Raw genomic sequence first — 19,813 nt, 5'->3', positions numbered from 1 at the left:
CTCCCTTGATTGGCGGTCGCGGCGCTTATCCGTTCAGCGCCGCCAGCACGCGCGGCGCGATATCGGCCGGCGTCAGTCCGAAATAGGCATAGGCATCGCTGCCCGGCGCAGAGGTGCCGAAGCGGTCGATGCCGATATTCAGGCCATCCAGCCCGGTATAGCGTTGCCAGCCGGTCGTCACCCCCGCCTCGATCGACACCTTGAGCGCGTCGGCCGGCAGGACATCGCGGCGATAGGCCGCGTCCTGCGCATCGAAACGGAACCAGCTGGGCATGGACACCACATCGGCACCCACCCCGTCCGCTTCAAGCAGGGCAGCGACGCCGACCGCAATCTCGACCTCCGACCCGCTGGCGATCAGCACGACCCGGCGCGGGGCAGTGGTAGCGACCAGCCGATAGGCACCGCGCGCCGAACGGTTTTCGGCGGCATCACTGCGCAGCTGCGGCAGGTTCTGGCGGCTGAGCGCCAGCAGCGACGGGCCGTCGGCGCGGCGGATCGCCAGTTCCCAGCATTCCGCCGTCTCGATCGTGTCGCACGGGCGCATCACGTCGAGATTGGGGATGAGGCGCAGGCTCATTACATGCTCGATCGGCTGATGCGTCGGGCCATCCTCGCCCACCCCGATGCTGTCATGCGTCATCACATAGGCCACGCGCGCGCCCTGAAGCGCGGACAGGCGAATGGCGGCGCGGCAATAATCGGCAAAGACCAGGAACGTGCCACCATAGGGGATCACGCCGCCGTGCAGTGCCATGCCGTTCATCGCAGCGGCCATGCCGAATTCGCGGATGCCGTAGTTGACATAGCGACCGGCATAGTCGGCGGGCGAAAACGCAGTCGTTTCCTTTGTCTGCGTGAGGTTCGATCCGGTCAGATCGGCCGACCCGCCGATGGTTTCGGGCAGCTGGGCATTGATCGCCGCCAGCGCCAGTTCCGATGCCTTGCGCGTCGCCACCTTTTGCGGGGCGGCGATCAGGCCGTCGAGATGCGCCTTCATCGAGAAGGAGGCGGGCAGATCGCCAGCCATGCGGCGTTCAAATTCCGAACGATCGGAATGGCTTGCCAGCCGATCCTGCCATGCGGCGCGAACAGCCGCCGACCGCTTTCCAGCGTCCAGCCAGGCGGCGCGCACGTCGCCGGGAATTTCGAAGGCGGGCAGATCCCAGCCAAGGGCAGCGCGGGTGGCCGTCACCTCGTCCGCGCCAAGCGGAGCGCCGTGCGTCTTGTTCGTCCCCTGCTTGTTCGGTGCGCCCTTGCCGATCACGGTCTTGCACCGGATCAGACTGGGGCGGTCATCGGCCATCGCCGCCTCGATCGCGCGGGCGACATCGGCCATGTCGTGCCCGTCGCACGCCTCGACATGCCAGCCGGTCGCGGCATAGCGGGCCGGAATATCCTCGCTGGACGACAGCGACACATTGCCGTCGATGGTGATGTCGTTATCGTCCCACAGCACGATCAGGCGGCCAAGGCCCAGATGCCCGGCCAGGCCGATCGCCTCGTGATTGATCCCTTCCATCAGGCAGCCGTCACCGGCGACCACCCAGGTACGGTGATCGACCAGATCGTCGCCGAACACGGCATTGAGGTGCCGTTCAGCAATCGCCATGCCGACCGCGGTGGCTAAACCCTGGCCCAGCGGACCAGTGGTCGTTTCGACGCCTGGCAGCTCGAAATTTTCCGGATGCCCGGCGCACGGGCTGTGCAGTTGGCGGAACGATCGGATATCGTCCATCGTCGGACGGGCAAAGCCGGTCAGGTGCAACAGGCTGTAGATCAGCATCGACCCGTGGCCGGCGGACAGCACGAAGCGGTCGCGATCGGCCCAGTGCGGATCGGCCGGATCGAATTTCAGATACCGGGTCCACAGGACTGTTGCGGCATCGGCCATGCCCATCGGCATGCCCGGATGGCCGCTGTTGGCCGCCTGAACCGCGTCCATGGTCAGCACCCGGATGGCATTCGCCATTGCGCTTGGTTGCACGGACATCGGCGTGGTTTTCTCCCATCGGCGCGGGGCACGGCAGTGCCCGGAACAATCGTCGCCCCGGCCCCGGCGGGAACGGCGAGTCGTGAACGCCGCCCCTTTGGAACCGGCGTGTGCCAACGTCAACCTGCCGCGCCGCCGCCAAGACGATGGCTTGCAGGCAGGTGCGCCCCGCCCTATCGGACGGCCATGTCCGAAACCCCGACCAAAGCAGACCTGTCCCGGATCGATGCCGCATTGGCGCGCATCGAACGCGCCGCCGCCGCGCGCACCGCAGCGACCGAGCAGCTGGCGCGCCGTCATGCCACCCTGCGCGACGGACTGGCCGAGGCGGTGACCGCGCTGGACAGCCTGATCGCGCGTCAGGCCGAGGCGGAGGGCCGCGACTGATGGGCCAGATATCGCTGACCGTCGCGGGCAAGACCCATATCGTCCAGTGCCGCGATGGCGAGGAAGGGCATCTGAAGATGCTGGCCGACCGGCTGAATGGCGAGGCCGATGTCGCCATTCGCGCTTCGGGCGGGATCGCCAATGAGCGCACGCTGCTGCTGCTGGCGCTGATCATGACGGACAAGCTGGTCGAGACGGAGCGCAATCCGCCCACCGGCCTGCCGCCCGCGCTGCTGGACCAGATTGCCGAGCGGCTGGAACGGATTGCCGAAGTGCTTGAGGAACCGGCGCCGACACCCTAAATAGGATGATGGCGGGACTGCCCGGTGCGCGCTTTAGCGATTATCCCTGAGGCGATTAAATCTCCATGGGAGCTGTCCCTGTTCGGGTCCTGGCCCGATGCATATGGCCCCCACCTGACGTTACTGGCGTCAGAGGATATTCAAGCAAACGGCCCATGGTGGTTCCGCCACCCCATCGGCAGCGGGCGGAGACCGGGATGACGATAGGCAAGCGCGATCTGCGCGCCACGATGCGCGATCGCCGCGATGGCTTTGTCGCCGCCTGTCCGCCCGCCATTGCCGCGCCGCACTGGATGATCGAGCAGATTCACCGCGACATGGTGGTCGCCGCCTATCGCGCGATCGGCAGCGAGGCGGGGTGCGAGCACCTGATCGAGGCCGCGGTGGGGCGGCAGGCGCGCATCGCCCTGCCCCATGTCACCGGCCGAGCATCGCCCATCCGGTTTTTGTCGTGGATGCCGGGCGACCCGCTGATCGAGGGGCCGTTGGGCCTGTTGCAGCCGGACGAGGGCGCAGCCGAGCTGGACCCGCAGCTGATCCTGGCCCCGCTGATCGCGTTTGACGCCAGCCTGCATCGGCTGGGCCAGGGGGCGGGCCATTATGACCGCGCCTTTGCCCGGTATCCCGATGCCCTGCGCATCGGCGTCGCCTGGTCCGTGCAACAGGTGCCCGCCGTACCGACCGATCCATGGGACGTGCCGCTGCACGCCGTGGTCACCGAACAGGGATCGATCCGCCACCAGGAGATGGCCGAATGAATGACGACCTTCCCAGCTGGCGAAAGCCGGTCGGCGCCCTATCGATCATCGGGATCATCCTGATCTGGATCGTGCTGATCGCCAGCCTGTCCGATTATCTGGCGATGCTGTGGTGGCCGGTGCAGGCCGTGTTTTACCTGATCGCGGGGATCGTCTGGATCCTGCCGCTGAAGCCGCTGCTCCGCTGGATGGAAACGGGCCGCTGGCGGTAGGGACAAGCGGCCCCCGCCCGGATGGGGCGAGGGCCGATGCGTCTTACATATAGGTCATGCCGTAATGGCCATAGACCTGTTGCCCATAGGCACGGTCGAAAGCGGGCTCCTCATCCTCATAGGATGGTGCGCCCTCGATCTGGTCGCGGCTGACATTGACGACATAACCGCCCTTTGCCGTGTCATAGGCCAGCGCCTGCCACGGCAGCGGGTAATGGCGGTGGCCGATGCCGAACAGGCCGCCAAAGGCGAGCACGGCATATTCGGCCTTGCCCGACACCTTGTCGACCATGAAGCGTTCGACATGGCCCAGCTTTTCGCCATCGGGACTGTAGACGGACGTCCCCTCGACCTTATCCGACGCAATGAGCTGCGACGTTTCGCGCGTATCGATATCCATTGGGTTCCCTCCTCAATGTTGCACGCCCGAACTGGCGTGATGATCAAGGAACCCGTGCAATGCCGACGGGTTGCGTGGCACCGAGCGGAAGCGGCAGGACGTTGTTTTCGGGGGATCGTGCGATGCGCCACCCAAGGGGGGTGGCGCGAGTGACGGGGCTCGAACCCGCGACCTCCGGCGTGACAGGCCGGCGCTCTAACCAACTGAGCTACACCCGCATTCGCTTGCGAGAGCGCGGCCTCTAAGGGAGGGGCCGGGGCCTGTCAACCGTCCTGATCGACCGAATTGCGATCCGTCGCACCGGGGGCCGCCGGAGGGCGCACCAGCATCCCGCGTTCGAACAGAAATCCCGCGATATCCGGCTTTCCAGCGGCGTTCAGCACCGTCTGGATGATGATCAGCAGTGGCACGGCCAGCAGCGCCCCGGTCAGTCCCCACACCCATCCCCAGAAACTGAGCGACACGAGAATCAGTACCGGATGGATGGTCAGCCGGTGCCCGACGATCATCGGCGTCACCAGATTCGCCTCGATCAGATGGGCGCCGATCATGATCGCCGATGGCAGCAGCGCCCAGAACAGGTCGTCAAAGGTCATCAGCCCGCCCAGCGCCAGCAGCGCAGCGGCAAGAATGGGGCCGAGATAGGGGATATAGTTGAGCAGCGCGACGATCCCGCCCCACATCAGCGGGGTCGGCATCCCGATCGCCCACAGGGCGGCCGCCACGGTCAGGCCGAGGGACAGGTTGATGACGGTGATGGTGCCGAGATAGGCCGAGGTATCGTCGACGACATTCTGGATCACCCGAGCGGTCGCCATTGCGCCGTCGAAGCTGCGCCGCGCGGTGATTGCCCGGGCGCGCAGCCGGCTCCACCCGGACAGCACGAAATAGATGACGAGGATGGCAAAGAACATCTCGATCAGCGCCGACGGCGCGCTGGTGCCGACCAGATCGATCAGCGAGGTGGGCGGCGTGCCGACATTCGCCTGGGCCGTGCGGGCAGGCGCAGCGGCCACTTCGGCGATCAGGCGGTTCACGAACGCCTCCAGCTGGGCATAGGTGTCGATCACCGGCTTCACATTGGCCTGTATCCGTCCGATCCGGGCGGGAAGTTCGCGCACCCAGCCCGATGCCGGGACAACGATGGATGCCAGCGCGACATTGGCAATGGCCAGGAACAGCACCAGGCACAGGAACGCGGCAAGGCTGGACGGCACCCGCCGCCGTTCCAGCCATTCGAGCATCGGCACCAGCGCAACCGCAATCACCAGCGCGGCGGTGAGCGGCAGAAAGAAGGCTGCGCCCGCCTGCAATGCAAAGGGTGTCGCCAGCACCAGTCCCATGCCGGCGATCAGCGTCAGCGCGGCGAGCAGGCGATCCCGCCGGGTTTCGTCGCCCGCCAGTGGCGGCGGGGCCTGCACCGCTTTCGCGTCGCCATTGGTCGGGTCGGGCGGGGGCTGTGCAACCATGCCCCCATTCCTACCGCCATTCCCAGCGGCTGTAATCCCGATTAGCGTTGCGCGATGGCCGATCCCCTGATCCTGGTGCTGGACGCAGGCACCACCTCTACCCGCGCGCTGGTGTTCGACCCCCGGGGCGCGGTGGTCGCAAGCGCGGCGCACCCGATCACCCAGCATTATCCGGCACCGGGCCGGGTGGAGCAGGATGCGGACGAGATCTGGCGCCTGACGCGCGATGCCGCCGAACGGGCCATCGCGGATGCGGGCGGCGCGGCGGGCATCGCGGCCATCGGCATCGCCAATCAGCGTGAGACGATCCTGTTCTGGGACCGCATCAGCGGTGCACCGCTGGCCCCGGCGATCGTGTGGCAGGACCGGCGGACGGCCGCCACCTGTCGCCAGTTGATCGAAGCGGGCGAGGAACCGGGCGTGCAGGCGCGCACCGGCCTGCTGCTTGATCCGTATTTTTCGGCCACCAAGATCCGGTGGGCGCTGGACCATTGGCCGGCCGTGGCAGAGGCGGGCGAGCGGCTGGTCATCGGTACGGTGGAAAGCTGGCTGGTCTGGAAACTGACCGGCGGGGCGCATGTGACGGATGCGACCAATGCGTCACGCACGCTGTTGATGGCGCTGGGATCGGGGGCGTGGGACGACGGGTTGATCGACCTGTTCGGCGTGCCCCGCCGCGCGCTGCCCGCGATCATCGACAGTGCGGGCAGCTGTGGCGAAACGCGGCTGTTCGGCGCGCCCATCCCGATTTGCGGGCTGGCCGGCGATCAGCAGGCGGCGGCCATCGGGCAGGCGTGCCTCAACGCGGGCGAGACAAAGGCGACGTTCGGCACCGGGGCGTTCATCCTGACGCATAGCGGGGCGACGCCCCCGGTATCGCGGCACCGGTTGCTGTCCACCGTGGCATGGCAGGTGGCGGGGACGCGCGCCTATGCGCTGGAAGGGTCGATCTTTGTCGCAGGCAGCCTGATCCAGTGGCTGCGCGACCAGATGGGCCTGATCGAGGCATCGGCGCAGACCGCCGGGCTGGCCGCATCCGTCAGTGATACCGGCGGCGTGTACTGCGTGCCCGCTTTGTCCGGACTGGGCGCGCCATGGTGGCGGCCGGAGGCGCGGGGCGCGATGACCGGCCTCAGCTTTGCCACGGGGCGCGCGCATCTGGTGCGGGCGGCGCTGGAGGCGATGGCGTATCAGGCGCACGACCTGAAACGCGCCTTTGCCGCCGATCATGCCGACTGGGCGACGATCCGCATCGATGGCGGCATGGCGTCAAACGACTGGATGGCGCAGGATCTGGCCGACATGCTGGCGGTGCCGGTCGAGCGGCCGGCGATGGTGGAGACGACGGCGCTGGGCGCGGCGATGCTGGCGGCGGTCGGTGCAGGGCTTTACCCGTCCCTGCCGGATGCGGCGGCGGCGATGCGCGGCCCGGCAAGCCGGTTCATCCCGATGCTGGACGAGGAACGGCGGCAGGAACGGCTGACCGGATGGGCAGCGGCGGTACGGTCCGTGCTGGGCGATCCGGGCGGCAGCGCCCTGCCCTAATCCCCCTGGTTCCGCGCGCCGAGGCCGAGGGTGTCGGCGACATCATCCAGATCGGTGCCCGCCGGGACCAGTTGCCAGACGCCGGGTTCACGCCCGTTGATGACGGTCACGGCGCCGCGCGGACAGACGCCCAGACATTTCACCTCGACGATCCCCACCCTGCCCTTTCGCCCCTTGCCGGTGCCAAGATTCTTGCGCAGCGCCTTTGCCAGCGGCTGGTTCTGCTTGTCGCCAAAGCCGCCATCCAGCTTTTTCGAGCATTTTGCGCAGACCAGGATGGCGTCCGACCAGTTGGCGCGAACCCTGTCCTTCACGGTGCGGGGCGCAGCTGACGCCGGTCCTCTGCCGCCTTCAGCACCTCGTACGCCGTCTGGATCGCCTGAAACCGCTTGGCCGCATCCGCATCGCCCGGGCACACATCGGGATGATTGGCCTTGGCCATCCGCCGCCACGCGACGCGCACCGCATCGAAATCGGCATCGGGATCGAGTTCGAGAATCGACAGCGCGCGCATTTCGTCGCGGCTGCGCGTGCCATCGCCAGGGCCGGACCAGGCGTAATGCGACGATTCGGCATAGCCATTGGCGGTGCGCCGTTCGGCCTCCTCCCGCTGGCGGGCCTCCGCCTCGTTCAGCCCTTCGAAGTAATTCCAGTTGCGGTTGTATTCTGCGGCGTGCTCTTCGCAGAAATACCAGCGGTCGGGCAAATTCGGTGCCTTTGGCGCGGGGCGGTCGCCCGGCCGGTCGCAACCGTCCCGGTCGCACAGGCGAACGGGCTTTGCCTCACGCGAGGAGCCATAACCGCGCCAGCGCGGAAATCCCCAGTCATTGGAGCGGGTGGATCGTACCATCTTGGACCGCACATAGGCACGCAGGGCGGGATCGCCAAGCGATGTCGGGCCAAAGACATTTTATAGCGGTGCGTTATTTGACCGATAGCCCACCGCTATAATGCCGGCAATTGCAATCGCGGCGCTTGATCCGGGCATGGAATGCAATCATCCCATAACATCCCTTATTGCCGATGAGTGTTTATGTCGCAGAACCTCGCTTCCCTGGCTGAAAATTGGCGTCGGGACTTTCCCGCCTCCATCGTCGTTTTCCTGGTCGCGGTGCCGCTCTGCCTCGGCATTGCGCTGGCATCGGGCGCGCCGCTCTTTTCCGGACTGATCGCCGGGATCGTCGGCGGCATCGTCGTCGGGATCATTTCCCAATCCCCGCTTTCGGTCAGCGGCCCTGCGGCCGGCCTGACTGTCATCGTCCTGACGGCGATTGAATCGGTGCCCAGTTATCAGGCGTTCCTGCTGGCCGTGGTGCTGGCCGGCGTGCTTCAGATCGCCTTTTCCTTTACGAAGGGCGGCATTCTGGGTGAATTCGTGCCGACGTCGGTGACGACAGGGATGCTGGCCGCGATCGGCCTGATCCTGATCCTGAAGCAGATCCCGCACGCGCTGGGCTATGACGGCGATGTCGAGGGGGATTTCGCGTTCCTGCAGACGGACGGCATGAACACGCTGTCGACCATCTGGTACACGCTGGCGAACAGCATTCAGTGGGGGGCGGCGATCATCGCGCTGGTATCGCTGGCATTCCTGTTCTGGTGGGATGCGAACAAGCCCAAGGACGGCATGCTGCGCCTGTTGCCCGGCCCGCTGGTCGTGGTGGTGTTCGCCGTCGTTGCCAATGCGGTGTTCGCATCCGCTGCACCCGGCCTGGTCATCGAAAAAACCCATCTGGTGCAGGTGCCGGTCGCCGGGTCGGTGGCCGAGTTCTTCAGCTTTTTCTCGTTCCCCGATTTCAGTGCGATCACCCTGCCCGCCGTGTGGACCGCCGCGGTCACGCTGGCGCTGGTCGCCAGCCCTGAATCGCTGCTGAGCGTCAAGGCGATCGACACGATCGACCCGGAACGGCGCACGACGGACAAGAACCGCGAACTGCTGGCACAGGGCAGCGGCAACCTGATTTCCGGGCTGATCGGCGGCCTGCCGGTCACGTCGGTCATCGTCCGGTCGTCGGCCAATGTCGATTCGAACGCCAATTCCAAGCTGTCGACGATCCTGCACGGCTTCTGGCTGCTGCTCAGCGTCGTGATCATTCCGACAATCATCAACCTGATCCCGCTGTCGGTGCTGGCCGCGATCCTGATCCAGACGGGGTACAAGCTGAACAAGCCTGTGCTGTACGTGAAGTTCTGGAAACTGGGCTGGGCGCAGTTCATCCCGTTCGTTGCCACCGTCGCCGCGATCCTGTTCACCGACCTGTTGAAGGGCATTGCCGTCGGCCTGGCCATCGGTTTTGCCTTTGTCATCGCGCGCAATTTCCGCCCGGCCGTCACCTATGTCGATGACGAGCATGGCAATGTGCTGGTCCGCGCCCGCCGCAACCTGTATTTCATTCACAAATATGAACTGCAGAAGGCGTTCGACCGGGTGCCCGACGGTGCCAATGTCATCATCGACCTGACCGCCGCAGATTTCGTCGATCCCGACAATATCGATATCATCAACGGGTTCAGCGAGGGCGCGCGGTTCCGCAATATCGACCTGTTCGTGCGCGGCGACACGCCGCGACGCGCCGGCCCGCAGATCAAGGCCGAACCCAAGGACGTGGTGTACGCATGAGAACCTATCATCAGCTGATCCTTGCCAATCGTGCCTGGTCACAGGAAGTGACCGAGCGGGATCCCGATTATTTCCTGCGTCAGACCGAGGGCCAGAAACCCGACGTGCTGTGGATCGGCTGTTCCGACAGCCGCGTGTCACCGGAACAGATCACCCGGACCCAGCCGGGCGAATTGTTCATCCACCGGAACATCGCCAATCTGGTCCATACGACCGACGACAATTTCATGTCCGTCCTGCAATTCGCGGTCACGGTGCTGAAGGTCGGGCACATCATCATCTGCGGCCATTATGGCTGTGGCGGCCTGCATGCGACGCTGAACGGCGCGCCCGAGGGGCATATCGGCGAATGGCTGAAGAATGCGGCCGACGTCCATGCCAATCACCGCCACGAAATCGACGGCGAACCGGATGCCGAGGCCAAGCTGAACCGCCTGGTCGAATGCAATGTCCGCGATCAGCTGGTCGATCTGGCCCGCACGGATATCGTGCAGGCAGCGTTCGCATCGGGCCAGCGGCTGCATCTGCATGGCTGGGTCTATGACCTGCGCGACGGGTTGATCAAGCCGCTGCTGGACATCGAGGCGGATACCAACCTGGACACGCTGGGCGCGCCGGACCGGGTGCTGTCGCCGGCGGCGTAAAGGCGTCAGAGGGCCTGTAAGCCGGGTTCTGTCCACCCCTTTCGGGGATGGGCGACCATTCCTCTAGGACGACGCTCACGCGCCGCCTCAAGCAACCAACCCGGACGCCGGGCCGGAACGAGGCCCATATGGCGTCCCTATTCGGTCTTGCTCCCGATGGGGTTTGCCGTGCCGCCCCCGTTGCCGGGCGCGCGGTGCGCTCTTGCCGCACCCTTTCACCGTGACGCTGCCGAAGCATCCGGGCCGAAGCCCTTGCGCCGTCTGCTCTCTGTGGCACTTTCCCTGACCCCGGCTGAAAGCCGGTGCCGCCGGGCGTTACCCGGCATCGCCGTTCCGTGGAGCCCGGACTTTCCTCGCCCCCCGCATTGCGGAGGCCGCGGCCGCCCGGCCCTCTGACCCGGCCTTCCCTAATCGTCTCCCTGCGGTTTGGGAAGCAGCAGCGCGAGCAGGATCATACGGCATTCGGCATCGATGATCCCGTCGATCATTTCCGGCCGGAACCGCCGCTGAAACGCGGTCACCGCCGCCTCTGCATCGCTGACGTCATAGCCGAACCGTTCCAGCGCCAGCAGAAACCCGCCATCGGGCCAGCCGGGATCGACCAGGTTGCGCGTCGGACGCGGCAGCGCCAGCCGCAGCCGCGCCAGCTTGCCCCAGGGAAACAGCTCGCCCGGATCCTGTTTGCGGGCAGGCGCAACGTCGGAATGACCGACGATATTGCCGCGCGTAATTTCGTACCGATCCTTGATCGCGTGGACGAGGCGGATGACAGAGGCGACCTGTTCGTCGCGAAAGGGGCGATAGCCGAATTCATGCCCCGGATTGACGATTTCGATACCGATGCTGGCGCTGTTGACCTCCGTCACGCCGCGCCAGTGCGAACGGCCGGCGTGCCAGGCGCGCTTTTCCTCATCAACCAGTCGATGGATGCGGCCATCCTCCTCGACCAGGTAATGGGCGGACACCTGAGCATCCGGATCGCGCAGCCGGGCGAGCGCACCGGCAGCATCCGGCATTCCGGTGTAATGCAGCACGATCATCGTGATCGGCAGCAGCCGGTCGTTGAAATTGGGCGACGGCGATTCAATCCAGTCCATGACGCAGCACATTCCCCTCAGGCACAGGGGGATGCGGTGCCGGTGCCGAAAAGGCAAGTCAGGCCGCGCGACGCTCGTAATAGCCGCGATGGCGGCGGCTGGGCACCAGTGCGTCGGTCTGACCGATCACGGTTTCACCCGCGCCAAGGACAAGCAGGCCATCGGGACGCAGCGCATCGGCCAGGCGGTCGAACACCCGCTGGCGCAGGTCCGGCGCGAAATAGATGAGGAGGTTGCGGCACAGGATCAGGTCGAACCGCCCCGCCGGCGGCTCGTCCGTCACCACATGATGCTGGCGATAGCGGATCCGGGCGACCAGTTCGGGATTGGCATGCCATTCCTGATCCGTGTCGCCTTCGCTGAACCACTGCATCAACCGGCGGATCGGCAGCCCGCGCTGCACCTCGAACTGGGTATAGCGCCCCTCCCGCGCGCGATCGATCGCCACCGAGGAGACGTCGGTCCCGGTAATTTCCGGAAAGCGGGACCCGGACAGGTCGGGATGATCGGCAAACAGCATCGCCAGCGATAGCGGCTCCTGACCATAGGAGCAGCCGACCGACCAGATGCGCAGGCGCCGTTCCGGAAACGCGCGCGCCCGTTCGGCGACCGCCTCGACCAGATGTTCGAACAGCGGACCATCGCGGAAGAAGGACGTTTCGTGGTTAAGCAATGCCTCCACCACCGCATCGCCGACCGAGCGCGGCCCGGTGGACACGGCAAGGGCAAGCTGATCCAGCGTGGTTACGCCGTGATCGCGCATGACCGGTTTCAGCGCGGTTTCGATGCGCCATACGCGTCCCTGCGCAATCTGCTGGCCCGTGCGCTGTTCCAGAAGGTTGGTGATGGTCGAGATCGACCGGACCGAGGCGATGGGCGACTGGATCATCGTTGCGCTGCCCGCCGACGGGCGACCATGCGCCCGATTTCTTCGGGCGGCAGGACCAGGCGGGCCAGCCCCGCCTGAACCGCCGATCCCGGCATGCCCCATACCACGGAGCTTGCCTGATCCTGAGCGATCAGGCGTCCGCCGCGCGTCACCAGCTCCTTTGCCCCGCGCGTCCCGTCCCGGCCCATGCCACTGAGCAGAACGGCGAGCGCGCGGTCGCCATAGACATCGCCGACCGACTGGAACATCGGATCGACAGACGGCATGCAGCCGCTGGGCGCCGGTGCGGTCGACAGGCGGATAGAAACGCCATCCGCCATCTTTAGACATTCGATATGGGCATTGCCCGGCGCGATCACGATGCGGCCCGGCCGCACGCGCAGGTGATCGCACGCCACCTCGCACGGGCGGCCGGCCATCACCGCGATTTGCGCGGCGAAATAGGTCATGAAGCTTTCGGGCAGATGCTGGGTGATCAGGATGGGGGCATCCATGCTTGGCGGGATTTCGCGCAGCATCCCGCTGAGCGCGTGAATGCCGCCGGTCGATGCACCGATGGCCACCACGTCGAACTGTCCGATCGCGTTCGGTGGCAGGGGCAGCACGGCGTCGGGTGCCGCCGCGTCGACCGGCGCAGGATCGGCCAGGCGAACCAGCTTTTCGGCCAGTTGTTCGGCAAAACGGCTGCCGATGCTGCCCAGGCCCGGCTTGACCAGCGTGTCGGCTGCGCCCAGCGCAAGCGCCTGAAGCGACGATGCAGCGCCGTCCGATGCGGCGGACGAGACGATCAGCACCCGCGCGCCGACGCCCGCATCGATCAGCCGGGGCAAGGCGGCCAGTCCGCTGATGCCGGGCAGTTCGAGGTCGAGCAGGATGATGTCGACGGTATTCTGCGCCAGGAATTGCAGGGCACGCGCTGCATCCGGCACCGCGCCGGCGATGACGAAGCCCGGCAGGCTTTGCACCAGCCGTTCGATCACCGATCGCGCGACCACCGAATCATCGACGATCAGCACGCGCCGAAGCGAGGCCGAAGCGTCCGGTTCCGGAGCCTTCAAGGGTGTGGGCGGGTGCATTGCCGTGGGTTGCCGGAAAAGGCGATCAGGCCATGCCGACGATCTGAAGCTTGCTTTGCAACGTGTCGCGGTCAAACGGTTTCATCACATATTCGTCGGCCCCCGCCTCGATGGCGGCGCGGATATAGGCCATGCCGTTTTCGGTGGTGCAGAACACGACCTTCGGCTTTTGGGCGAGGCCGCTTTCCTTGAGCGCGCGCAGGAAATCCATGCCGCTCATGATCGGCATGTTCCAATCGAGCAGGATCACGTCCGGCGGCGTGGCCATGCAGGATTCCAGCGCCTCGCGCCCGTCCCCGGCCTCGCGTACTGTAAAGTTCAGCGTCTCGAGGATATGCCGGGCGACCTTGCGGATCACCTTGGAATCGTCGACCACCAGACAGGTCTTCATGCGTCGCTTCCCGTATACTTATCGGTCAATTCTTGTGGCACGCCGGGAGTAACCACGACGTTAATCGCCAAATGCGGCACTTCAGGCGGCAAGCGCGTGACTGGGCACCAGCGCGGCCAGGTTGATCACCAGCACCGGTTCGCCCGAATGATCGATGACGCCGGTTGCCGCACGGCTCCATTCCCCCGCAATCGGAAGCGCGGCGTTGAGCGCGGTCATCGCCAGCGGCACGATATCGTCCAGCGCATCGACCAGCATTGCATAGTGGTGATTGTCGTACCGGATGATGATCGCCCGTCGCGATTCAGTGACACCGGCCAGGCCAAGCGCCACGCGGCTGTCGATGACGGTCACCACCCGGCTGCGCAGGGCGGCAAGGCCGCAGACACCGGCCGGGGCGCAGGGCACCGGCGTGATATCGCCAAGATCGACCACCGATTCCACCTGGTCGGAATCGATCGCGACGGTGCGGCCATCAAGCTGGGCCAGCAGGTAAAGCCGTTCGTTCATCACGCCCCCTTTCGCCGCAGCGACTGTTTCACGGCAGCGACCACGGCTTCGCGGTCATAACGCCAGACGCTTTCGGGCCGCGCCGGATCGGGTTCGGGCGCGGCGCGAAGCGTGACGACCGTTTGCGCGGGACCATCGGCGGGCACGGGGGTGTCGTCCGACAGGATCAAAAGGTCCGCCCGCTCTCCACCGCGCAGCCGCTGGGTCACGCGAAAGCCCATCCCCTCGATGATCGGCCGCAGAAAGGTCTGCGTCCAGCCGGAGGCATCGTCGCCGATCAGACAGAGCGGCTGAACGGCGGCCGCCGGATGGTGATGATCGCCATGCGTGGCGAACAGCCAGATCAGGTCGAGCAGTTCGGTCGGTTCGCCATCGACCAGGGTGACGCCAGCCACATGGCCAGGCGCCGCAGCCGGGACCAGCGGTTCAGTGACCTGCACGATGTCCACGCTTTCGCGGACAGCATAGCCGATTTCGGTTGCGCCGTCATGGAGCCGAAGCACGCTGACCCGATCCAGCCCGTCGACCGGCGCAACCGTGGCCAGCGGGATGATGGTGCCGTCAATCGTCATGCGCAGCCGCCCGGCGCTTTCGCGGATGGCATCGGTCGTCACCTGTTCGACCCGGTCGACGGCGGCCAGCGGGACGATGCGGCGGGCGCCGTCCAGATCGTGGATCAGCAGCGCCGGATAGCCCGGTTCCCCGGCATCGTCGTCGGCAGCACCGTCGGAATCTGCCATGACCGTTCCGCTGCCGGCGACCCCCGCCGCAGCGGCAATTCCGGCACAGTCGAGGATCAGCATCGGCACGCCATTGTCGGGCAGCGTCTGTCCGGCGAACAGGCCGCAGGCCATGATCGCGGGCGCCGCAGGTTTGATGACCAGTTCTTCGTTATCGAGCACGGAATCGACCGCCACGACATAGCTGGTGGTCCCGACGCTGACGATCACCAGCTTGCCATCGCCATCCATCCGCCCAGTGCAGTTCAAGCCGAGCATCGCACACAGATTGACGAGCGGCAGGCGGCGGCCGCGCACCGTTGCCACATCCTGATCGCCCAGCCGGTCGATGCGGATGGTGTCGCCGCGCAGCATGACGATTTCCTCGATCGTCTGGCGCGGCATGGCGAACCGCTGACCGCCCAGGCCCACGACGATGGTCGGGATGATGGACAGCGTGAGCGGCACATGGATCGACACGCGCAGGCCATGGCCGGGCATATTGTCCAGGAGGATGCGGCCGCCAATCTGTTCGATACAGGCGCGCACCACGTCCATGCCGACCCCGCGGCCGGAAATTTCGGTCACCTCGTCCTTGGTCGACAGACCGGGTTCGAAGATCAGTTCGAGCCGTTCACGCGGCGACAGCGCGCGCAGTTCGCTTTCGCTGCGCCCGGCCCGGACCAGCTTGGCGATCAGTCGTTCGGGGTCGATGCCGCGACCGTCATCGGCAATGTCGATCACAATCTGGTTGCCGGACTGACGGGCGCACACGGTCAGACGGCCATTTTCGCGCTTGCCGGCGGCGCGGCGCTCCATCGGCGATTCAATGCCATGGTCGATGGCGTTACGGATGATATGGACCAGCGGATCGCGCATCAGCTCGATCATCTCGCGGTCCAGCTCGACCTCCGACCCCTCGACATTCAGCGTCACCGACTTGGCGCAGGCAGCCGCCGTGTCGCGCACCATGCGCGGCAGCGGCGAAAACAGCGCCTCCACCTTCTGCATCCGGGTGCGCGTCACGGTGTCGCGCATTTCGGCGACGGTGGCGGACAGCCGCTCCAGCGATGCCTCGATCGCCGGATCTACATCATGCTCGCGCAGCCGCCGGGCAAGTTCGTTGCGGGCCAGCACCATGTCCGACATGCCGCTCATCATCCGGTCGAGCAGATCGACGTTGAGCCGGACCGATCGCGCGGCAGAGCGAAAGCCCTGAACCACCGGTATGGCGGGCGGCTGCGGACCGATTCCCCCTTCGGCCAGGGCAGCGATCAGCAGGTCTTCGCCGGAATCGTCCAGCGCAGCGCCAGCATCGATCGCCTCGACAATCTCTCCGATCCGGTCGACCACCGACAGCACGGCGTTGACCAGGGCAGGATCCGGCCGGCGCTTGCCATCGCGCACATCGGCCAGCACGTCCTCTGCCGCATGGCTCAACCGGGCAAGACGGGGCAGGTCAAGAAAGCCGCAGCTTCCCTTGACCGTGTGGACAAAGCGGAAAATGGCATCCAGCCGGGCACGATCATCGGGATTGGCTTCCCACGCGATGATTTCCCCGGAAAGCGATTCAAGCGTTTCCCGGGTCTCGGCGATGAATTCTACGAGCAGATCGTCCATTGGTCCCCGCGGCGGATTTGCGGCACGACCATGGACGGATGAGGGTTAATTCCGCGTTATGCGGCGCGCAGCGATGCCCCGAACAGCAGCACATCGGCATCGGCGGGCGAAATCATCACGGTGCCGCCCGCATCGCTGACCAGATGCCGGACCAGATGCGCAGCGGCCGCGCGCGGCGTCACCGCCTCTACCGGTTCGCCCGACAGGACGGCGCGAAGCTCGCTGTCCAGCACGATGCGGTCGCCCGTCGCGCGCACCACGATTTCCACCTGCTCGCGCTCGATTTCCGCGCCGATATCCAGCTGGCCGCCGCGAATCAGGGCATCGCCGCCGATCAGCGCGAGGTTCAGCATCACCTTCACCGCCACCTTGGGCAGGCTTTGTGCGTCGATCATCCAGCCGATCGTGAGCCGCTTGTGATCGGAAAACAGCCCCTCCAGCGCCTGTTTCGCCTCACGCACATCGACTGAGTCGCCAAAGCCGCCAGCCGCGCCGAACGCCAGGCGAAAGAATTTCAGCTTGTTCGCCGATGCCCGCGCGCTGTCGCTGAGCAGTTCCATGCAGCGCGCCCGCATTTCCGGGTCGGTCTCGTCCGCCAGCAGTTCCAGACCGTTGTTGAGTGCGCCGACCGGCGACAGCAGGTCGTGGCAAAGGCGCGAACAAAGCAGGCTGGCGAAATCGGTGGCGCTGATGTTCAAGACTGGCAAACTCCTGATCCCCTTGACCGTCCTTAGTCCGCCGGGCGGCTGAATCGCAAGCGATCAGGCCATTTCGATGGTTACGGGATCGAACCGGCCATGCACGGTGCCGCCATTCGACGCACGCCAGGCCGCCACCCCGCCCGCCCCCACGATCAGCCACAGCCGGCCGTCCGGAACGGCCATGGCGGCGTCCGTCAGCGATGGCGAGGGATCGCCACCGGGATGGGAATGCCACCAGCCGATGATGGCCGGCCCACCCGCCCGCTCGGCACGATAAGCGGCGATCAGCGCGGCGGGATCAATCTCGAAATGGCGATGCGGGTCGGCGGCCACATTCGGCGTTGCGGACCATGCGGTCACGCGATCGACGCTGCCGAACAAAAGCCCGCACGCCTCATGCGGCGCGGCCCCGGCCGATTCGTGAACGAGTGCGTTCACTATCATCCTTGAAATGGCGATTTTCGATCCCATATGCGGTGCACAATGGATCGGGGGATCTCCACTCTTCAAGCACGCATTTCGGCAGACGCCGATGGATGGCGGCTGGACCGCGCGCTGGCGGACGCCCTGCCCACCCTATCGCGCGAACGGTTGAAGACGCTGATCGCCGCCGGCGCGGTGATCGGACCCGACGGCCCGGTCCGCGATGCCAAGCGCAAGGCGGCGGCCGGCACGCCCTTTTCGGTGACCATACCCGACCCCGCACCCGCCCATAACCAGGCGCAGGCCATCGCCCTGAACGTCGTGTTCGAGGACGAGCACCTGATCGTGATCGACAAGCAGGCGGGGCTGGTCGTGCACCCGGCGGCCGGCAATCCCGACGGCACGCTGGTCAACGCGCTGCTCCATCATTGCGGGGGGTCGCTGTCCGGCATCGGCGGCGTCGCGCGGCCGGGGATCGTGCACCGCATCGACAAGGATACCAGCGGCCTGATGGTGGCGGCAAAGACCGACCGGGCGCATGTCGGACTGGCCAAACAGTTCAAGGATCATTCAATCGACCGCCGCTATCTGGCGGTGGTGAACGGCATTCCCAAGTCAGCAGCCGGCACGGTCGATGCCCCGCTGGCGCGATCGCCCGTCAATCGCAAGAAGGTGGCCATTGTGGCCAGCGGCAAGCGGGCGGTGACCCATTGGCGGATGATCCGGCCGCTTGATCACGCCGGACTGGTCGAATGTCGGCTGGAAACCGGACGAACGCATCAGGTTCGGGTGCATATGGCATCGCTGGGCCACGCGCTGATCGGAGATCCGGTCTATGGCCGAGCGGGTGGCCGACATCAGCGGATGCTGGAAACCATCGGTTTCAGGCGTCAGGCCTTGCACGCAGCGCGGTTGGGGTTCATTCATCCTGCGACAAAGAACGCTTTGTCGTTCGATAGCGATGCTCCCGCTGACATTCAGGAACTGATCGTTCACCTTGGCGGTTGAAATTCAATACGGCTGAAAAGGCAGGTGGCGCGAAGATCGCGGACCTGCCCTAATCCGGCGGAAAGGGAGTTCTGGTTATGGCGAAATCGAGCAATGTCCCGGCGACGATCCCGGCGCTTGGCGGCGAGGCGAGCCTGAGCCGCTATCTGTCGGAGATCAAGAAATTCCCGATCCTGGCGCCCGAGCAGGAATATATGCTCGCCAAGCGGTTTCAGGAGCATGGCGATCCAGAGGCGGCGGCGCAGCTGGTGACCAGCCACCTGCGGCTGGTGGCCAAGATTGCCATGGGGTATCGCGGCTATGGCCTGCCGGTCAGCGAGCTGATTTCCGAAGGGAATATCGGCCTGATGCAGGGCGTGAAGAAGTTCGAGCCCGACCGGGGTTTCCGCCTCGCAACCTATGCCATGTGGTGGATCCGCGCGAGCATTCAGGAATTCATCCTGCGGTCGTGGAGCCTGGTGAAGATGGGCACCACGGCGGCGCAGAAGAAGCTGTTCTTCAACCTGCGCCGGATGAAGGCCAAGCTTGACGCATTCGAGGACGGCGATCTGCGCCCCGAGGATGTGGCGAAGATCGCGCACGACCTGGGCGTGACCGAGGAGGAAGTCACCTCCATGAACCGTCGCATGGCGATGGGCGGGGATACCTCGCTCAACGTGTCTATGCGCGACGATTCCGAAAGCCAGTGGCAGGACTGGCTGGCCGATGAAGGTCCGTTGCAGGACGAGCGGGTCGCCGATGCGCAGGAGGCGGATGTTCGCCACGCGCTGTTGATGGAGGCGATGGACGACCTGAACGAGCGCGAGCGGCATATCCTGACCGAGCGGCGGCTGACCGACGATCCCAAGACGCTGGAAGAGTTGAGCCAGGTTTACAATGTCAGCCGCGAACGGGTTCGCCAGATCGAGGTGCGCGCGTTCGAAAAGCTGCAAAAGGCGATGATGCGGCTGGCCGGGGAACGGCGGCTGATCACGGCCTGATGCTCGCCAGCCGATAACCCGGACGATACCGGCCGGCTGTTTCGGACCCGCATTCGCGGTCGAAAACAG

22 protein-coding genes, 1 tRNA gene and 2 other RNA genes are annotated in these 19,813 nt (G+C 65.8%); 10 read left to right on the top strand and 15 right to left on the bottom strand.

The window, feature by feature from the left end; genetic code table 11:
- Window positions 1-25: 25 nt before the first annotated feature.
- A complete protein-coding gene (gene tkt / locus ACNI3Q_RS01450) occupies window positions 26-1,993 on the bottom strand; it encodes a transketolase (RefSeq protein WP_426273531.1) in 1,968 nt (655 codons plus the stop codon).
- 186 nt (window positions 1,994-2,179) lie between these two features.
- On the opposite strand from tkt, the gene ACNI3Q_RS01445 reads away from it, so the two are divergent.
- The 5 genes from ACNI3Q_RS01445 to ACNI3Q_RS01425 all read left to right on the top strand — a co-directional run bounded on the left by ACNI3Q_RS01445 (window position 2,180) and on the right by ACNI3Q_RS01425 (window position 3,652).
- Window positions 2,180-2,380: a hypothetical protein gene (locus tag ACNI3Q_RS01445; protein WP_260019705.1), complete on the top strand. Its 201-nt coding sequence runs from the start codon at window positions 2,180-2,182 to the stop codon at window positions 2,378-2,380.
- A complete protein-coding gene (locus tag ACNI3Q_RS01440; protein WP_426273529.1) occupies window positions 2,380-2,682 on the top strand; it encodes a cell division protein ZapA in 303 nt (100 codons plus the stop codon). The genes ACNI3Q_RS01445 and ACNI3Q_RS01440 overlap by 1 nt, the downstream gene beginning before the upstream one ends.
- A gap of 11 nt (window positions 2,683-2,693) precedes the next feature.
- Window positions 2,694-2,851: non-coding RNA, 6S RNA (gene ssrS / locus ACNI3Q_RS01435), on the top strand.
- A 28-nt stretch (window positions 2,852-2,879) separates the two neighbouring features.
- Window positions 2,880-3,440 (top strand): 5-formyltetrahydrofolate cyclo-ligase, encoded by a 561-nt coding sequence (locus ACNI3Q_RS01430; protein WP_426273527.1) that lies wholly within the window; start codon window positions 2,880-2,882, stop codon window positions 3,438-3,440.
- Window positions 3,437-3,652, top strand: coding sequence for a DUF2842 domain-containing protein (locus ACNI3Q_RS01425; RefSeq protein WP_426273525.1), 216 nt, complete (start codon window positions 3,437-3,439; stop codon window positions 3,650-3,652). Before ACNI3Q_RS01430 ends, ACNI3Q_RS01425 begins: the two co-directional genes overlap by 4 nt.
- Before the next feature lie 43 nt (window positions 3,653-3,695).
- Here ACNI3Q_RS01425 and ACNI3Q_RS01420 read toward each other — a convergent pair whose 3' ends face one another.
- The 3 genes from ACNI3Q_RS01420 to ACNI3Q_RS01410 all read right to left on the bottom strand — a co-directional run bounded on the left by ACNI3Q_RS01420 (window position 3,696) and on the right by ACNI3Q_RS01410 (window position 5,521).
- Window positions 3,696-4,052, bottom strand: coding sequence for a PRC-barrel domain-containing protein (locus tag ACNI3Q_RS01420; protein ID WP_260019709.1), 357 nt, complete (start codon window positions 4,050-4,052; stop codon window positions 3,696-3,698).
- Between the two features lie 141 nt (window positions 4,053-4,193).
- A tRNA-Asp gene (locus ACNI3Q_RS01415) sits at window positions 4,194-4,270 on the bottom strand.
- A 45-nt stretch (window positions 4,271-4,315) separates the two neighbouring features.
- Complete coding sequence (locus ACNI3Q_RS01410) at window positions 4,316-5,521, bottom strand: AI-2E family transporter (protein WP_426273524.1); 1,206 nt, start codon at window positions 5,519-5,521, stop codon at window positions 4,316-4,318.
- Between the two features lie 54 nt (window positions 5,522-5,575).
- Here ACNI3Q_RS01410 and ACNI3Q_RS01405 point away from each other — a divergent pair, with 54 nt between their 5' ends.
- On the top strand, window positions 5,576-7,066 hold the full coding sequence (locus tag ACNI3Q_RS01405; protein WP_426273522.1) for a glycerol kinase: 1,491 nt from the start codon (window positions 5,576-5,578) through the stop codon (window positions 7,064-7,066).
- On the opposite strand, the gene ACNI3Q_RS01400 is transcribed toward ACNI3Q_RS01405, so the two are convergent.
- Both ACNI3Q_RS01400 and ACNI3Q_RS01395 read right to left on the bottom strand, forming a co-directional pair.
- Entirely contained in the window at window positions 7,063-7,380 is a 318-nt protein-coding gene (locus ACNI3Q_RS01400; RefSeq protein ID WP_426273520.1) for a hypothetical protein, read from the bottom strand. The two genes, ACNI3Q_RS01405 and ACNI3Q_RS01400, sit on opposite strands and share 4 nt — an antisense overlap.
- Window positions 7,377-7,916 carry a J domain-containing protein gene (locus tag ACNI3Q_RS01395; protein ID WP_426273519.1) on the bottom strand — a complete coding sequence of 180 codons (540 nt, stop codon included), beginning with the start codon at window positions 7,914-7,916 and terminating at the stop codon, window positions 7,377-7,379. The genes ACNI3Q_RS01400 and ACNI3Q_RS01395 overlap by 4 nt, the downstream gene beginning before the upstream one ends.
- Before the next feature lie 183 nt (window positions 7,917-8,099).
- Here ACNI3Q_RS01395 and ACNI3Q_RS01390 point away from each other — a divergent pair, with 183 nt between their 5' ends.
- Both ACNI3Q_RS01390 and ACNI3Q_RS01385 read left to right on the top strand, forming a co-directional pair.
- Window positions 8,100-9,686, top strand: a complete 1,587-nt coding sequence (locus ACNI3Q_RS01390; RefSeq protein WP_426273517.1) for a SulP family inorganic anion transporter — start codon at window positions 8,100-8,102, stop codon at window positions 9,684-9,686.
- Window positions 9,683-10,330, top strand: coding sequence for a carbonic anhydrase (locus ACNI3Q_RS01385; protein WP_426273516.1), 648 nt, complete (start codon window positions 9,683-9,685; stop codon window positions 10,328-10,330). The genes ACNI3Q_RS01390 and ACNI3Q_RS01385 overlap by 4 nt, the downstream gene beginning before the upstream one ends.
- 1 nt (window position 10,331) lies before the next feature.
- On the opposite strand, the gene rnpB is transcribed toward ACNI3Q_RS01385, so the two are convergent.
- The 9 genes from rnpB to ACNI3Q_RS01340 form a co-directional block, all read right to left on the bottom strand.
- Window positions 10,332-10,726, bottom strand: an RNA gene (gene rnpB / locus ACNI3Q_RS01380) — RNase P RNA component class A.
- A gap of 11 nt (window positions 10,727-10,737) precedes the next feature.
- Window positions 10,738-11,427, bottom strand: a complete 690-nt coding sequence (locus tag ACNI3Q_RS01375; protein ID WP_426273515.1) for an N-acetylmuramoyl-L-alanine amidase — start codon at window positions 11,425-11,427, stop codon at window positions 10,738-10,740.
- 58 nt (window positions 11,428-11,485) lie between these two features.
- The gene (locus ACNI3Q_RS01370) at window positions 11,486-12,316 is read right to left on the bottom strand and encodes a CheR family methyltransferase (protein ID WP_426273513.1); all 831 of its coding nucleotides are present in this window, start codon (window positions 12,314-12,316) and stop codon (window positions 11,486-11,488) included.
- Window positions 12,313-13,332, bottom strand: coding sequence for a chemotaxis protein CheB (locus ACNI3Q_RS01365; RefSeq protein ID WP_426273512.1), 1,020 nt, complete (start codon window positions 13,330-13,332; stop codon window positions 12,313-12,315). The genes ACNI3Q_RS01370 and ACNI3Q_RS01365 overlap by 4 nt, the downstream gene beginning before the upstream one ends.
- Before the next feature lie 85 nt (window positions 13,333-13,417).
- Window positions 13,418-13,783: a response regulator gene (locus ACNI3Q_RS01360; protein ID WP_260019719.1), complete on the bottom strand. Its 366-nt coding sequence runs from the start codon at window positions 13,781-13,783 to the stop codon at window positions 13,418-13,420.
- 81 nt (window positions 13,784-13,864) lie between these two features.
- Entirely contained in the window at window positions 13,865-14,293 is a 429-nt protein-coding gene (locus ACNI3Q_RS01355; RefSeq protein WP_260019720.1) for a chemotaxis protein CheW, read from the bottom strand.
- Window positions 14,293-16,632, bottom strand: a complete 2,340-nt coding sequence (locus ACNI3Q_RS01350; RefSeq protein ID WP_426273511.1) for a chemotaxis protein CheA — start codon at window positions 16,630-16,632, stop codon at window positions 14,293-14,295. The genes ACNI3Q_RS01355 and ACNI3Q_RS01350 overlap by 1 nt, the downstream gene beginning before the upstream one ends.
- A gap of 56 nt (window positions 16,633-16,688) precedes the next feature.
- Window positions 16,689-17,330 carry a histidine phosphotransferase family protein gene (locus ACNI3Q_RS01345; RefSeq protein ID WP_426273509.1) on the bottom strand — a complete coding sequence of 214 codons (642 nt, stop codon included), beginning with the start codon at window positions 17,328-17,330 and terminating at the stop codon, window positions 16,689-16,691.
- 63 nt (window positions 17,331-17,393) lie between these two features.
- Window positions 17,394-17,777, bottom strand: a complete 384-nt coding sequence (locus ACNI3Q_RS01340) for a M67 family metallopeptidase (protein ID WP_426273507.1) — start codon at window positions 17,775-17,777, stop codon at window positions 17,394-17,396.
- Window positions 17,778-17,816: 39 nt separating this feature from the next.
- On the opposite strand from ACNI3Q_RS01340, the gene ACNI3Q_RS01335 reads away from it, so the two are divergent.
- On the top strand, window positions 17,817-18,764 hold the full coding sequence (locus ACNI3Q_RS01335) for an RluA family pseudouridine synthase (RefSeq protein WP_426273506.1): 948 nt from the start codon (window positions 17,817-17,819) through the stop codon (window positions 18,762-18,764).
- Window positions 18,765-18,841: 77 nt separating this feature from the next.
- A complete protein-coding gene (gene rpoH, locus ACNI3Q_RS01330) occupies window positions 18,842-19,744 on the top strand; it encodes an RNA polymerase sigma factor RpoH (RefSeq protein WP_426273504.1) in 903 nt (300 codons plus the stop codon).
- The last annotated feature ends 69 nt before the right edge of the window (window positions 19,745-19,813 follow it).

This window comes from Sphingomonas eleionomae, from assembly GCF_049889035.1.
In the GTDB taxonomy this organism is placed as follows: Bacteria; Pseudomonadota; Alphaproteobacteria; order Sphingomonadales; family Sphingomonadaceae; genus Sphingomonas.
This window is presented reverse-complemented; position numbering and strand designations above follow the sequence as displayed.